12 protein-coding genes are annotated in these 13,498 nt (G+C 36.2%); 4 read left to right on the top strand and 8 right to left on the bottom strand.

Annotation, left to right across the window (positions count from 1 at the left end; genetic code table 11):
• Positions 1–146: 146 nt before the first annotated feature.
• Positions 147–500, bottom strand: a complete 354-nt coding sequence (locus ACU1LP_RS18275) for a 4Fe-4S dicluster domain-containing protein (protein WP_445733735.1) — start codon at positions 498–500, stop codon at positions 147–149.
• 67 nt (positions 501–567) lie between these two features.
• Between ACU1LP_RS18275 and ACU1LP_RS18270 the strand changes: the two genes are divergently transcribed.
• The 3 genes from ACU1LP_RS18270 (at position 568) to ACU1LP_RS18260 (ending at position 3,960) form a co-directional block, all read left to right on the top strand.
• Complete coding sequence (locus ACU1LP_RS18270; RefSeq protein ID WP_445733736.1) at positions 568–1,626, top strand: acyl-CoA reductase; 1,059 nt, start codon at positions 568–570, stop codon at positions 1,624–1,626.
• Positions 1,627–1,702: 76 nt separating this feature from the next.
• On the top strand, positions 1,703–2,767 hold the full coding sequence (gene serC, locus ACU1LP_RS18265) for a 3-phosphoserine/phosphohydroxythreonine transaminase (protein ID WP_445733737.1): 1,065 nt from the start codon (positions 1,703–1,705) through the stop codon (positions 2,765–2,767).
• A 242-nt stretch (positions 2,768–3,009) separates the two neighbouring features.
• The gene (locus tag ACU1LP_RS18260) at positions 3,010–3,960 is read left to right on the top strand and encodes a D-2-hydroxyacid dehydrogenase (RefSeq protein WP_445733738.1); all 951 of its coding nucleotides are present in this window, start codon (positions 3,010–3,012) and stop codon (positions 3,958–3,960) included.
• A 339-nt stretch (positions 3,961–4,299) separates the two neighbouring features.
• On the opposite strand, the gene ACU1LP_RS18255 is transcribed toward ACU1LP_RS18260, so the two are convergent.
• The 5 genes from ACU1LP_RS18255 to ACU1LP_RS18235 form a co-directional block, all read right to left on the bottom strand.
• A complete protein-coding gene (locus ACU1LP_RS18255; RefSeq protein WP_445733739.1) occupies positions 4,300–5,073 on the bottom strand; it encodes a carboxypeptidase-like regulatory domain-containing protein in 774 nt (257 codons plus the stop codon).
• Positions 5,074–5,396: 323 nt separating this feature from the next.
• Positions 5,397–7,304: a DEAD/DEAH box helicase gene (locus ACU1LP_RS18250; RefSeq protein ID WP_445733740.1), complete on the bottom strand. Its 1,908-nt coding sequence runs from the start codon at positions 7,302–7,304 to the stop codon at positions 5,397–5,399.
• 434 nt (positions 7,305–7,738) lie between these two features.
• Positions 7,739–8,158 carry a hypothetical protein gene (locus ACU1LP_RS18245; RefSeq protein WP_445733741.1) on the bottom strand — a complete coding sequence of 140 codons (420 nt, stop codon included), beginning with the start codon at positions 8,156–8,158 and terminating at the stop codon, positions 7,739–7,741.
• A 13-nt stretch (positions 8,159–8,171) separates the two neighbouring features.
• Positions 8,172–9,584, bottom strand: coding sequence for a T9SS type A sorting domain-containing protein (locus tag ACU1LP_RS18240; protein WP_445733742.1), 1,413 nt, complete (start codon positions 9,582–9,584; stop codon positions 8,172–8,174).
• Positions 9,585–10,003: 419 nt separating this feature from the next.
• A complete protein-coding gene (locus tag ACU1LP_RS18235) occupies positions 10,004–10,849 on the bottom strand; it encodes an N-acyl homoserine lactonase family protein (protein ID WP_445733743.1) in 846 nt (281 codons plus the stop codon).
• Between the two features lie 590 nt (positions 10,850–11,439).
• Between ACU1LP_RS18235 and ACU1LP_RS18230 the strand changes: the two genes are divergently transcribed.
• Positions 11,440–12,563, top strand: a protein-coding gene (locus ACU1LP_RS18230) for an IS630 family transposase (protein WP_445736987.1) whose coding sequence is annotated in 2 segments (ribosomal slippage) — positions 11,440–11,866 and positions 11,866–12,563 — 1,125 coding nt in all. Because the reading frame shifts where the segments join, the coding sequence is not laid out codon by codon here.
• Between the two features lie 109 nt (positions 12,564–12,672).
• On the opposite strand, the gene ACU1LP_RS18225 is transcribed toward ACU1LP_RS18230, so the two are convergent.
• Both ACU1LP_RS18225 and ACU1LP_RS18220 read right to left on the bottom strand, forming a co-directional pair.
• Positions 12,673–12,858 carry a hypothetical protein gene (locus tag ACU1LP_RS18225; protein WP_445733745.1) on the bottom strand — a complete coding sequence of 62 codons (186 nt, stop codon included), beginning with the start codon at positions 12,856–12,858 and terminating at the stop codon, positions 12,673–12,675.
• Positions 12,859–12,988: 130 nt separating this feature from the next.
• Positions 12,989–13,222, bottom strand: a complete 234-nt coding sequence (locus ACU1LP_RS18220; protein WP_445733746.1) for a hypothetical protein — start codon at positions 13,220–13,222, stop codon at positions 12,989–12,991.
• Positions 13,223–13,498: the final 276 nt, after the last annotated feature.

Genomic DNA, 13,498 nt, shown 5'->3' with positions numbered 1-13,498 from the left:
CCCCTTTGGGGAGGTCGGAATTGCCTTTTCGCAATTCCGGGAGGGGCAAAATATAATCCCGAAAGCTTTCGGGACGGTGAAATACGTCTATGTTCCGATAGCTATCGGGACTACCTCGAGGATAGTCGGTTTCAAGAAATTTTTTATTAACCTTCTGGGTGCATAAAGCGTTGTTTTGCCAACAATTCCTCTTCGGTTTCCACGTGGTCATCATCAGGCACGCAACAATCTACAGGACACACTGCAGCACATTGTGGCTCGTCATGGAAGCCTTTACACTCGGTACATTTATCGGGTACAATGTAGTAATACTCGTCGCTAATGGGCTCTTGCGCCTCGTCGGCATCCACTTCTTTACCATTGGTCAATACTACGTTGCCGCTTAAACCGGTACCATCTTTGTAGCGCCAATCGTCCGCACCTTCATATATAGCTGTGTTTGGGCACTCAGGTTCGCAAGCACCACAATTTATACATTCGTCTGTTATAATAATTGCCATAGCGTTTTTTCTTTCTAACTTTGTGATCGCAAAAATAACGCCAAAAGTATTCATAACCAAATTAAGCATGCAATTACCACAAAGAATTAACGCTTTTGTAAAATTAGGAGAATTTTTAAGCCAATTTTCCAATGAATTGATTCAAAAAAAGGAGACTGTTGAACACAACGCCGTTTTTTTTGATGGTTTTAAACATCAACTGAAATTAGCCGAAGAACACAACGGTTGGTTTACCGCCGAAAATATTCGTTTCGCCCTGCAAAGCTGGGTAAATGCCTTAACGGTTGCCAATTTAGAAACTTGGTTAAAACCTTATACACTCCATGTTAACAGCCCAAAACGGGTTGCCATTATTATGGCAGGAAATATACCGTTGGTGGGATTTCATGATTTTTTGTCGGTGTTAATTACGGGGCATAACGTATTGGTTAAACAGTCGTCAAGCGACAAGCACCTTCTGCCTTATTTAGCAAAGTATTTAGAATATGTAGAACCTGGTTTTAAAGGAAAAATAACCTTTACCGAAGCTAAAATTGAAAATTTTGATGCGGTTATTGCCACGGGAAGCAACAATACGGCACGTTATTTTGAATATTATTTTAAAGAAAAACCATCCATTATTAGAAACAACAGAAACTCGGTTGCGGTTTTAACAGGGCAAGAAACCGACGGCGATCTAAAAAACCTATCTGAAGATATTTTTAGGTATTATGGTTTGGGATGCCGAAACGTTTCCAAACTATTTGTGCCAAAAAATTATAATTTTGATGCTTTTTTTAATGGCATGTACCACTGGCATCCTATTATTGACAAGGCTAAATACGCCAATAATTACGATTATAACAAAGCCGTTTATTTAATGAGCGAATTCGATATGCTTGAAAATGGTTTTTTAATGATAAAGGAAGACGCAAGCTACGCATCGCCTATTGCCACCGTGTTTTACGAGTATTATGACGACGCAAATCAACTAAAACAAAAATTAAAGGCAGACACCAATAATATTCAGTGCATCGTTTCCAAAGGATTTATGGAAAACGAAATTGCATTTGGGACCACTCAAAAACCGCAACTTTGGGATTATGCGGATAGTGTCGATTCCATTGAATTTTTGTTAGCAATTTGATGAAAAAATTATGGATTTTTCACAATAAAATTTCCATTTAATTAGCACCTTTGCAACTTAAAATTTCACAACAAAAATGAAAAAACATAACTTTAGTGCAGGTCCAAGTATTTTACCACAAGAAGTCATTCTTAAATCTTCTCAGGCTGTCCTTGATTTTAAGGATGAAGGATTATCTATATTGGAAATTTCCCATAGAAGTAAAGGGTTTATTGATGTTATGGAAAAAGCCAGAGCATTGGTTTTGGAACTTATGGGGCTAGAAGGCAAGGGTTATAAAGCATTGTTTTTGCAAGGTGGCGCCAGTACTCAGTTTTTAATGGTTGCCATGAATCTTTTGGAAAAAAGAGCTGGTTATTTAAATACGGGCGCTTGGAGCACAAAAGCCATTAAAGAAGCTAAAAAATTGGATGATATCTACGAAGTAGCATCTTCTAAAGAGGCTAACTTCAATTATATTCCTAAAGGTTATGATATTCCTTCCGATTACGATTATTTCCACTGTACATCAAACAACACCATTTTTGGCACACAAATAAAATCGTTTCCCAACTCGCCCATCCCAATGGTTTGCGATATGAGTAGCGATATTTTTTCCCGCCAATTGGATTTTTCGCAGTTTGGTTTAATCTACGCCGGTGCACAAAAAAATATGGGGCCTGCGGGAACAACCCTTGTAGTTGTTAAAGAGGATATTTTAGGAAAAGTATCTCGCAACATTCCTTCCATTATGGATTATAAAATCCATATCGACAACGGAAGTATGTACAATACGCCTCCTGTTTTTGCGGTTTACACCTCTATGTTGACTTTAGAATGGTTGAAAAATCTTGGTGGTTTAAAAGCTATTGAAGAAATGAACGAGTTAAAAGCAAAAGTGATGTACTCTGAAATCGATTTAAACCCATTGTTCAAAGGTTTTTCGGCAAAAGAAGATCGTTCATCAATGAATGCAACCTTTACTTTGGAAAACGAAAATTTAAAGGACACTTTTGAAACCATGCTTAAAGAAGCGGGCATTAGCGGTGTAAACGGACACAGAAGTGTTGGTGGATACAGAGCCTCTATGTACAACGCATTACCTATTGAGAGTGTAAAAGCATTGGTTGAGGTAATGAGCGAATTGGAGAGTAAAGCTTAAAAAGTGTCGCAGTATTCAGTTGCAGTTAGCAGTAACAGTTTACAGTAAAAGTTAATCGTTATTCCAACAATAAACTATAAACTCATAAGCCATAAACTTATAAACATAAAATTGAAACAGATTGCCACAACTTTTTTCAAAAGTTTCGCAATGACAAACAAATAAATTATAAATAAATTCAAAGTTCAAGGTTCAAGGTTTCAAAACTTTGAACTTTAAACTTTAAACTTTAAACTCAAAGAATGAAAGTATTAGCAAACGACGGTATTTCACAAACAGGTAAGGAAGCTCTTGAAAAAGGCGGTTTTGAAGTCATTACTACAACCGTAGCACAAGAGCAATTGGCAAATTATATAAACGAAAAACAAATCAGTGTTTTATTGGTGCGCAGTGCTACAACGGTACGTAAAGACCTCATTGACGCTTGCCCGAGCATTAAAATTGTGGGTCGTGGTGGTGTTGGTATGGATAACATTGATGTGGACTATGCAAAAAGCAAAGGAGTCCATGTTATAAACACCCCAGCTTCTTCATCGCATTCTGTTGCCGAATTGGTTTTCGGACATTTTTACGGATTGGCACGTTTTTTACATAACTCAAACAGAGATATGCCTTTGGAAGGCGATGCTAATTTTGGTAAATTGAAAAAAGCATACGCTAACGGATCGGAGCTTAAAGGAAAAACCTTGGGCGTTTTAGGATTCGGGCGCATTGGTCAAGCCACTGCAAAAGTAGCCTTGGGCGCTGGTATGAAAGTAATTGCTTTCGACCCGTTTTTAGAAAAAGCGCATTTAGAATTGGAGTTTTTTGACGGTCAGAAAGTAAACTTCGACATTAAAACCATTTCTAAAGAAGACGTTTTAAAACAAGCCGATTTTATAACCTTGCACGTTCCTGCCCAAAAAGAATATGTTATTGGAGCACCGGAATTTGAAATCATGAAAAAAGGCGTATTTATCGCCAATGCAGCGCGAGGTGGCGTTGTTGATGAAACTGCTTTAGTAAGTGCTATTGAAAGTGGAAAAGTAGCTGGTGCAGCTTTGGATGTTTTTGAAAACGAACCAAAACCAGAAATTCAATTATTAATGAATTCAGGCATATCGCTAACACCACACACCGGTGCTGCAACCAACGAAGCCCAAGATAGAATTGGCACCGAATTAGCGGAACAAATTATAAGCATTTTAAGATAAGAAATTCAGTACATGACAAAAATGAAAATGAAAAGTTCAAAACATTAAAAATAAGCCACTTAATAATTCCTCCCCTTTTTTCAAGGGGATAGCTTGTACCGATTTAAGCTATGCCGAATGGCGGAGGGGTCAATTGCGATATGGTTAAAATTGGAGCAAGTATTAAACCAGTTAGAACTATTGATTTATGCATAATAAAACAAACAAAGGTGGTGGATAGGTTGTTTGTAAACTTAATAAACAGAATAGTTTGCGAGTTGTTATTTATAAAAGTTTAACACAATTGTTAACTAAAGTTTAAGTAAAACAGAAAAGGAAGCAATTGCTTCCTTTTCTGTTTTAAATTTTATTTCCCCTACTTCGGTTTAAAACCTTGTATTCTTCGTAACATTCACTAATGGCATCCAGAATTTGTAAATCGTTTGCTGTTTGTATAAACCCTTTTGAGTAGTTGCACTGGCTAACAATTTCATCTAAATCCACACGGTCAACTTGCAATAAAACCGTTAGCATTTCCCTATCAAAACGGGTTGCCAATAAATTCCTGATTTCATCATCTTCCTTCATCTTCTTTAACTTTCGCATTTCATTGGGGTTTTTACCAAACATACGATGTAAAAAATCTGCAGGATTGAAAATAGACCCTATAATTTTAGTGATTGCCGATGGTTTTCCAGCTTCATACCCACTAGGCAAACCAGAAATACTATAACGATAGTTGTTATTGATTATCGGTACTTGTTTAATATCAACCTCTAAATACCCTGTTAGTTTTAACTGATTTACGACCACTTCTTCTAGTGCCAAAGCTAATTCGGTCAACGTTATTTTTGAACTCCCGAATTTTAGCCAGTCATTGGTAACCCGCACTTTAATGGATTTAAAACCCAAATATGAAAAGTGTAACGTGTCGTTAACTTTTGCAGTAATCTTAAATTCACCTTTACCATTGGTGGCGGTTCCAATAACCTGATTTAAGTTAACAATGTTTACACTTTCAAGCGGTTCGCCCGTAGAAGCACCTACTACAACCCCGATGGCTTTATCTGCTTCTTGGGCCATACAAACAGCCGAAGTAAATAAAATCGAAAACAGTAGTAGGTAGTTTTTCATACAATTCTTTCTAAGATGATATAAAAGTACTAAACAAAATAGTAATATGATGTTTCTAGTTTTATTTTGACTTAAAATTAACAAAAACGTTTCAGTACATGAAAAAAAGCTCAAAGTATCGAAATAATTACTAGTATTTGATACCCCTCCGCCTATCGGCATAGCTTAAATCGGCACAGGCTATCCCCTTGAAAAAAGGGGAGGAATTATTAGGAGCTCATTTTTAATGATTTGAACTTCTTATTTAAAATTTTGTCATGTACTTAATTTAAGCTTAATTTAATTTTTGATTTTTTGTCCCGATCTATCGGGATGGAATTTGTTTATCTTCTAGAACGTCTTGGTCTTGAAATTCCAGAATCACTTGGTTTTAAATCGCCACCAGAACGTCTCGCAGCCCTGTTGGGTGCTGCAGGTCCATTGGATTTGAAATCGCCGCCAGAACGTCTTGGTCTAGACTCGTCGCCACCACGTCTTTCACCTCTATTTCCAGAATCGCCTCTAGAGCTTGAGCGACGTTCACCGCCACCACGTCTTTCACCACCGCGTTTATCATCGCGTCTTCCGCCACCACTGCTACGTCTATCGTTGCGTCTTCCACCGCCACCGCGATTTTCAGAAACTTCAACATTTACAAAACGGCCGTTGTGTTTGTAATCGGTAAAGAAAGCCAGTATTTTATCTTTTAATTCATTTTCAGTATTGAAGAACGAGAAGCTATCTTTAACTTCCACTTTAAAAACATCGTCTCTACCAAGTTCCAAAACTTCTTTTAAAAAGTCTTTTAACTGCATCCAATCAAAACCATCTTTACTGCCCACGTTTATAAAATAACGTGTGGAATCGGAGTTGCCTCCAAAATCACGACCCCCATCACGATCGCCATCTCTATCGCGAATGCCTGCATCGGAAACATTCAGGTTTTTGGATTTTTGGTAATAATTGTAAAAACGCGTAAACTCCACAGAAAAGAATTTTTTAATCAACTCGTCTTTGCTCGTTTCCTCGAACAATTGATTGATACTGGTTAAATATTTGTCAATTTCGTGATTGATTTCCGTATTATGGATTTTATTGGCAAGCGACATCAATTGTACTTCGCAAATTTCCATGCCATCTGGAATGTCTTTTTTCACGAAGGCTTTATTGATAATGCGCTCAATGCTTTTTATTTTGCGCACTTCGCTTTTAGAAACAATTACCATCGAAATCCCTGTCTTTCCTGCACGCCCAGTTCTACCAGAACGATGGGTGTAAATTTCAGGTTCATCAGGAAGTTGGTAGTTTATAACGTGTGTAATATCGTCCACATCAATACCACGGGCAGCCACATCGGTAGCCACCAACATCTGGATTTGGTTTTTCCGAAACGAATTCATGACCAAATCTCGTTGGTTTTGGCTTAAATCGCCATGTAAAGCGCCGGCACTATAGCCATCTTCTATTAAGCGCTCTGCAACTTTTTGAGTATCGTTTTTTGTTCTACAAAATACTACCGAAAAAATATCCGGATTGGCATCGGCCAAACGTTTTAACGCATCGTACCGGTCTCTGGAATTTACCAAATAATATTCATGCGACACCTGATTGGTACTTTCATTTTTATTGCCAACCGTAATTTCTTTCGGGTTTTCCATAAATTTCTTGGCAATAACCGAAACCTCTCTAGGCATGGTCGCCGAAAACAGCCAAGTACATTTTTCTTCGGGAGTGTTCGATAGAATATCGGTAATATCTTCATAAAAGCCCATGTTCAACATTTCGTCGGCTTCATCTAAAACGGCATATTCAATTTTAGAAATATCAACCAAACGTCTGCTAATCATATCTTTTATACGTCCAGGCGTAGCAACAATAATTTGCGCCCCTTTTTTAATATCTCGTGCTTGGTCAGTAATGCTCGCACCACCGTAAACAGCCACTACGTTCAGTCCTTTACAGTATTTACCGTAAAGTTTCATTTCGTTGGTAATTTGTAAACAAAGTTCGCGGGTAGGCGATAAAATAAGTCCTTGCGTCGTTCTGCTCTCAATATTGATTTTTTGAAGCATCGGAAAACCAAAAGCTGCCGTTTTACCTGTTCCGGTTTGGGCCAATGCCACTAAATCGGTTTCGGTTTCCAATAAAATTGGGATGGCTTTGTCTTGAACTTCACTAGGCTGTGTAAAACCTAAATCGGTAATAGCATGCAAAAGGTCTTCATTAAGACCTAAATCTTGGAATGTGTTCATTCGTGTATAAGTATTCGATTTGTTATGTGGTGTTACATAAGAAGCGAATCGACATACTTAAACCTAAACTCCTAGTAACACATCCTCACTCTGAGGAATATTTAGTCCCGATTTTTCGGGTTTCAAGCGGCAAAGGTACATTAATATTTTAGATTTACGAATTTTGATTTACGATTTAATGTTTTGGGCGTTTTAACACGCTTTCCGCTATATCTTTTTAAAACGTCATAGCAAGGAATTAGCGACGTGGCTATCTGTCAATTATTTAACTCAACCCAAATTCATTACTGTCAAGTTTTAAAAAGGATGCCGCTGCAATCGTTAACGCACTTATCAGCCAGGGTCTTTGCGAGGAGCGGACGATTTGGCAATCAGTTAATTAAATAATAGTCTTGGATTTTTTATTAGTTATATACGCATGTTGTAAACAGTTTTTATTCGACCTTGTCAAATTTATTGGAGCATCCTTCGTCACAATTCAAATAAGTAGGTGTTAAAAAAAGATAGCTATCTCCAAAGGCATAATTTTCAACAAATGTACCAGGAGGGGATTCTATACCAGTATTAAATCCATCACAATCAAACGTTAAGATTAGATTGGAAGTAGTTAGTTCATAGGTTCCAGATGAGCATTCACTAAATCTGTTTGATGTAAATGTGTTATCGGTATTGAAAGTGTATCTGTAACCATTATCGATAGTAGCCCATTGGCTAGTGCCTCCTCCAGTACCGTTGTAGGTTTCTATCAGTTTCCAAGTACCATAAATGGAATTTCCTATTTGTTTATTTTCATCATTTTGACTACAAGAACTAGCCACAATGATTAAATTGAATATTAAAATTAAATTTTTCATTTTTTCTTGTTTTTTAGTTGACAATTATATGCATAGTTTCTTTTTCTGTTCCTTTAATTTTTAATATATATCTTCCTTTTTCAAGGTTTGATACATCTATTCCAAACTTATTATTTGACAGTTCTCCTTTTTTAACCAAAATGCCATTTAGGTTATAAAGTTGGTAAGCGTATTTTTTTTCGTTGCTATCGAAATTACTTTGATTGTTTATTGAATTTAAGTTGACAAAAATTGTTTGACTGACAGGGTTGGGGTATAATATTATATCATTATCAGGAAACATAGTACCTCTAAGGGGTGTGCCACCTCCTCCAGAACAATCTGTGGGGATATGTTTTGTGTACCATACAGAATCTCCACAAGTGTTTTTTGCCCTAACTTTTACGGTAAAGCCATATGGACCATCGATTGGGTCAACAAAAATTGTTCCTCCTCCCGTATAGTTGTTTGAATTAACATTTGGAATTACTATATTCCCCCCAGAGATATTCCATTCAAATTGGTTAGCACCAGAAGCACCAGAAGAAACATTTATTTCTCCCATTGTACAGCCAAATGTTGGAACATGTGAAAGTTCTAATACGGTTTCTGGTTTTCCGACATAAAAGTTTTCCTGAAACGTTATACCATTGCTTAAAACAGCCTTTACCCAGCCGTCTCCGTTGGAAGATGAATTTAATTCTCTAATTGTAGCGCTAGAGTTGTTGCTAGATACAATTTGTACGTTGCTTGAAGATGACCATACAGTTGTTGCCCCGCCAATGTTAGATAATGTTACGGTTGTAGTTTGTGGATAACAAACAGTACTGACTTCTGAAATCTGTGTGCAAAAAGTACTTTTGATATTTTGTAGAACAGATTCAGAATTTATGGCATACCTCATTCTAACACCTTGGCCATCTGTAAAATGGTCTCTAGTATTGTAATATGACATAATATTTGTCAAATCAGGAGTAAAACCTCCTGAATTACCTACGTTGGAATCAGCAGGAGTATCGCATACTACATCTCCACAAGTACTACAGTTTGACCCATTAATTGCTTCGGCACATCCAGAAGTATTTGGAGATGTACCTTGAAATGTATGATAAAGGTTTAAACAATGCCCCACCTCGTGATACGAAGTAGCTAAAAGAACTCTATCGTCTCTTACAATCAAACTATTTGATGGTATGCCATCTGCAACCCCAGTTACAGAACCTATCAGTACTCCACTTTCAAATACATCCCATAATTCATCAACTATGTAATAATTGATTGCATTTGGAACATCGAAACCAGAATTCATCAATGTAGTATGTTCGCCCTCATCTACTTGAAGAAAGTTGGTGTTATCAATAAAGTCAGTTCCAAGATTGTTAATTGCTATATTATGAGGACTAAAGAATTCATTGAGTTCTACAGTAATATTATTTGTATTTGGCATTGTAAATGCGTTAGTTCCATTAGTGTTTCTCACAATATGAAAAATACATTAATACAAATGGCAGAACTAGAGCCTTTATATGCGCTCGATTCTTTAGCTTGCTTGTTGTTGTCTTCTTGAGGATATATTATTGGATTAGAAGGATGAGGTGTCCCACATAATTGAGCAAATACTAAATTAAGATTCCAGAATAGAAGTCCAATAAATAATAGTTTTCTTTTCATAATTTTCGTTGTTTTTATGGTTGATGTTTATCTTAAATTGTTTACAACGGTTTTGTATATGAGCCGTGGCGAGTCTTGGCACGAACCTCTCCAAATAATAATTGCTTTGGGAAATCCGCAGGATTTTCCAAGTGAGGACTGACCAAGCCATTGCTTATATACTGTGTTGTAACACGTTACTTTGTCAGTTTAAATTTAATCTATTCTAATTATATCTTCACTTATTTTAGGAAATTTTGAAAATAATAGTACGTCGTGTCCTGGTATAATAAACTTAACATCTTTTACTAAAGTCTTCATTCTTTCCATTGCTTTCACGTATGCATTGGTGTCAAAAGTCTCATTTTTAGGTGCAGACTTAAGATTGTTTAGATTGTAGTATGTATAAACATTGTCAGAAGCAAGAATTATTTTATTTTCCCCATTTTCCACCATTACATATTGAGACTCAAATGTGTGTTGAGAACCAGTATAAACTTTTATATTTGGAATAATCTCTTTATCATCTCCATCGATAAGAAATAATTTACCTGCTAAATTTAGTTTTACAAGTTTAAGAACATCTCTTTCATTAAAATCTCCCCAACCATCTTTTTGCCAAGCGTCGGCAACAAAGTAATTGTAATCCTTTTTTTGAATCCAAACGTTTGCGTTAGGGAACAAATCAACGCCATCCATATGGTCCCAATGAGGATGGGTTAAAATAATATCTGTAATATCTTCTGCTTTTAATCCTAATTCTGGAAGCATTAAATCTGGGCGTACATAATTTGTAACACTATAAGCTTTGGCTTGTTCAATGTCTTCTAAAAAACCAGCATCTACTAATATGTTTTTTCCGTTATTTCCTTTCAGCAACCAGTACATAAAAATCGCATTTATCTTTTCAGATTCTGGAGCGTCTAAAACTAATACTGATAATGGCAACGTGACACCAACATCCGCATACTTTATGGCGTATACTTCATAATTAGAATTTTGAGAAAAAACTGTAATAGTGTTAATTAAAATAACAAGAACAGGAAGGAATAATTTTTTCATTGTTTTGTATTTATATAATTAATAAAAGATTCGTTATATTTTTTTCATTGGTTTGTTCGTTGGGCATAATGTGTTACAACTCGTTATATAGTAACCTTTATTACTTATATCCCGTAAATAAGTCAGGATGTCGTCAGTTTTTTGTTACTTCTATCCTGTAAATATAATTATTTTTTTTATGTAATTGAAGAATTTTCCTTGTGTTTTTTAAGGCGTTTTTGTGTTTAGAATTGAAACAAAAGGATGCCGTTCAATCGTTAACGCAGCTATCAGCCAACAAAATGTAAATTCCAAAGGTTTTTTTTGTATTTGTAAAGTTTAATGTTTTAAAGTACCAAACATACGTCGAACTCATCTTGACTTTTTGTTTTTAACCGAATCCCGATATATCGGGATGTTCAGACGAGACTATTTTTGAAAGGCATAGCATCGCTATGCATAAGAAAATAGACGAAATATGGGCGAATTTCAGCCATTTTTTAGGAAATAGAAAAAAGTCAAGATGAGTTCGTCATAATATACTTAACTTAATACTAGTGTTGTGTCATTTGTAAATTGGCGTTATATTTTGTATTTTTGCTAAAACTCATATGGCGAGCTACAAAGTAACATTAACCAAAGAAGAACGGTCCATGCTAATGGCGATCACTAAAAAGGGGTCTCATAAGTCAATCAAGGTAAGAAATGCCTATGTTTTACTAAATTGCGATTCAGGTAAATATGGTGAAAAAAAGACAAACAAACAGATTTGTGACATTCTCAAAATCGGATCTCGTACCATCGACAGGGTCAAGAAGCTATTTGTGGAAGATGGGCTGGATGTGGTTTTAAAAGGGAAAGTGTCAGGGCGGGTGTATAAAAAGAAGATTGACGGAGAGGCAGAAGCCCATATTATAGCGTTAAGTTGTTCAGAGCCACCCAAAGGATATGGGAGATGGTCTTTACGGCTACTTGCAGATAAAGCGGTTGAGCTTAAGTATCTTGATAGTGTTTCTCACGAAGCAATACGGCAAACATTAAAAAAAACGAGTTAAAGCCCTGGAGGGTTAAAGGCTGGGTTATTCCGCCGCAACAGAATGGTCAGTTTGTTGCCGATATGGAAAAGGTGCTGGACGTATACAAGCGTCCATACGATCGAGACAATCCCGTTATTTGCATGGATGAGTCCCCAAAACAATTAATAGAGGAAACAAAAATTTCTATTGCCATGAAACCCGGTCAAGATAAAAAAGTGGATTACGAGTATTCTCGTAATGGGGTATGCAACATACTTATGGCAAACGAACCATTAACGGGAAAGCGATATCCCAAAATAACCAAAACCAAAACCAAACAGGATTGGGCTGTATTTATAAAAGAAACCATTGATGCCCATTATGCAAAGCAAGATAAAATCACTTTGGTAATGGACAATTACGGGACACATACCACAGGTTCGTTTTATGAAACATTTGCTTCCGAAGAAGCAAAACGTTTAATGGATAAAATCGATTTTATATTCACCCCCAAACATGGGAGTTGGTTGAACATGGCAGAAATCGAGATCAACATGATGGACCGTGAATGTATGGCAAGGCGTATTGGGGAGGCTGAGAAGTTGATAAGTGAAATAAGCTGTTGGACGGAAAACCTAAATGAGGCAAAGAAAAAAATACATTGGAAGTTCACAAAGCAGGATGCCGATAAAAAACTAGCCAAACATTATGTTGCATAATTAATTTGACAGTACACTAGGTGCGGGCGACTTGGCAATCTGTTAATTAGTTGCTTAAATAAAAGTTTTGGACTTTTTATTGGTTATATACGCATGTTGTCAACTGGCTTTATTTCGTCCGTTTCATTTTCGGTGGATTTTGTCGAGTATCAAAAACATCAGCAATTTTTATAAATTCGTTTTGTTCATCAACTGAATATATTACTTTGTAGTTTTTGAAAACCAAATAGCGATATTGATTTTTCCTTTCTTTAAGCAATTCTTCTTCTTGTCCTATGAAAGATGCTTTTATCAATTTCTCCGATTCTTTAATAATTCCAGTAACAATTTTAGTAGCAACTCTTACACTTGCTTTCTTTCATAATATTCATAGATTTCGTCAAGTTGAGTTTCGGAAAAGTCAGACCAAATAATTTTAAAATTCATTATTCATATTTGGCTAAAAGTTCGGAACTTGTTTTAAATCGATTGTTTTTAAAATCCGATTCTGATTGGTCAATTCGTTTATTTAATTCCTCAATTGTCATTGGATTAAAAACCCTTTCATCAGAAGTGTTTTTTTCCTTTTTCAATATTTTCTCAAGCTTGGAAATTGCCTCCTCGCTTTGAAGTTTTAAGAATTCTTGAATAAATTCTATTTTTCGAGCTTCTATATTCATTTTGATTTGAATTTTATCAAAGATACTAAATTATCAAATTCAGTCCGTGTTTTTCTTGAATTTACGGATTTTAGCTTGTTGCCAACGTTTATGTAGTCGAGTAGGCAAGGGGGATTTCGCCCCAAGCCTCTCACAGAACCGTACGTGATAGTCTCCCATCATACGGCTCTTGTTATGCAAATCTAAAACTATATCACTTGATAAAGCCCATTTGCCAATGATAAAACAAGTTGGGGAATTGCTCCTGCACTCTTGTAAACCACCCGTAAGCACGTT

This window comes from Mariniflexile sp., from assembly GCF_052728615.1.
This window is presented reverse-complemented; position numbering and strand designations above follow the sequence as displayed.

Excerpts from the sequence above, each read along its gene's own strand:
- ACU1LP_RS18275 (WP_445733735.1), bottom strand. The coding sequence starts at position 500 with ATGGCAATTATTATAACAGACGAATGTATAAATTGTGGTGCTTGCGAA.
- ACU1LP_RS18270 (WP_445733736.1), top strand. The coding sequence starts at position 568 with ATGCAATTACCACAAAGAATTAACGCTTTTGTAAAATTAGGAGAATTT.
- serC (WP_445733737.1), top strand. The coding sequence starts at position 1,703 with ATGAAAAAACATAACTTTAGTGCAGGTCCAAGTATTTTACCACAAGAA.
- ACU1LP_RS18260 (WP_445733738.1), top strand. The coding sequence starts at position 3,010 with ATGAAAGTATTAGCAAACGACGGTATTTCACAAACAGGTAAGGAAGCT.
- ACU1LP_RS18255 (WP_445733739.1), bottom strand. The coding sequence starts at position 5,073 with ATGAAAAACTACCTACTACTGTTTTCGATTTTATTTACTTCGGCTGTT.
- ACU1LP_RS18250 (WP_445733740.1), bottom strand. The coding sequence starts at position 7,304 with ATGAACACATTCCAAGATTTAGGTCTTAATGAAGACCTTTTGCATGCT.
- ACU1LP_RS18245 (WP_445733741.1), bottom strand. The coding sequence starts at position 8,158 with ATGAAAAATTTAATTTTAATATTCAATTTAATCATTGTGGCTAGTTCT.
- ACU1LP_RS18240 (WP_445733742.1), bottom strand. The coding sequence starts at position 9,584 with ATGCCAAATACAAATAATATTACTGTAGAACTCAATGAATTCTTTAGT.
- ACU1LP_RS18235 (WP_445733743.1), bottom strand. The coding sequence starts at position 10,849 with ATGAAAAAATTATTCCTTCCTGTTCTTGTTATTTTAATTAACACTATT.
- ACU1LP_RS18220 (WP_445733746.1), bottom strand. The coding sequence starts at position 13,222 with ATGAATATAGAAGCTCGAAAAATAGAATTTATTCAAGAATTCTTAAAA.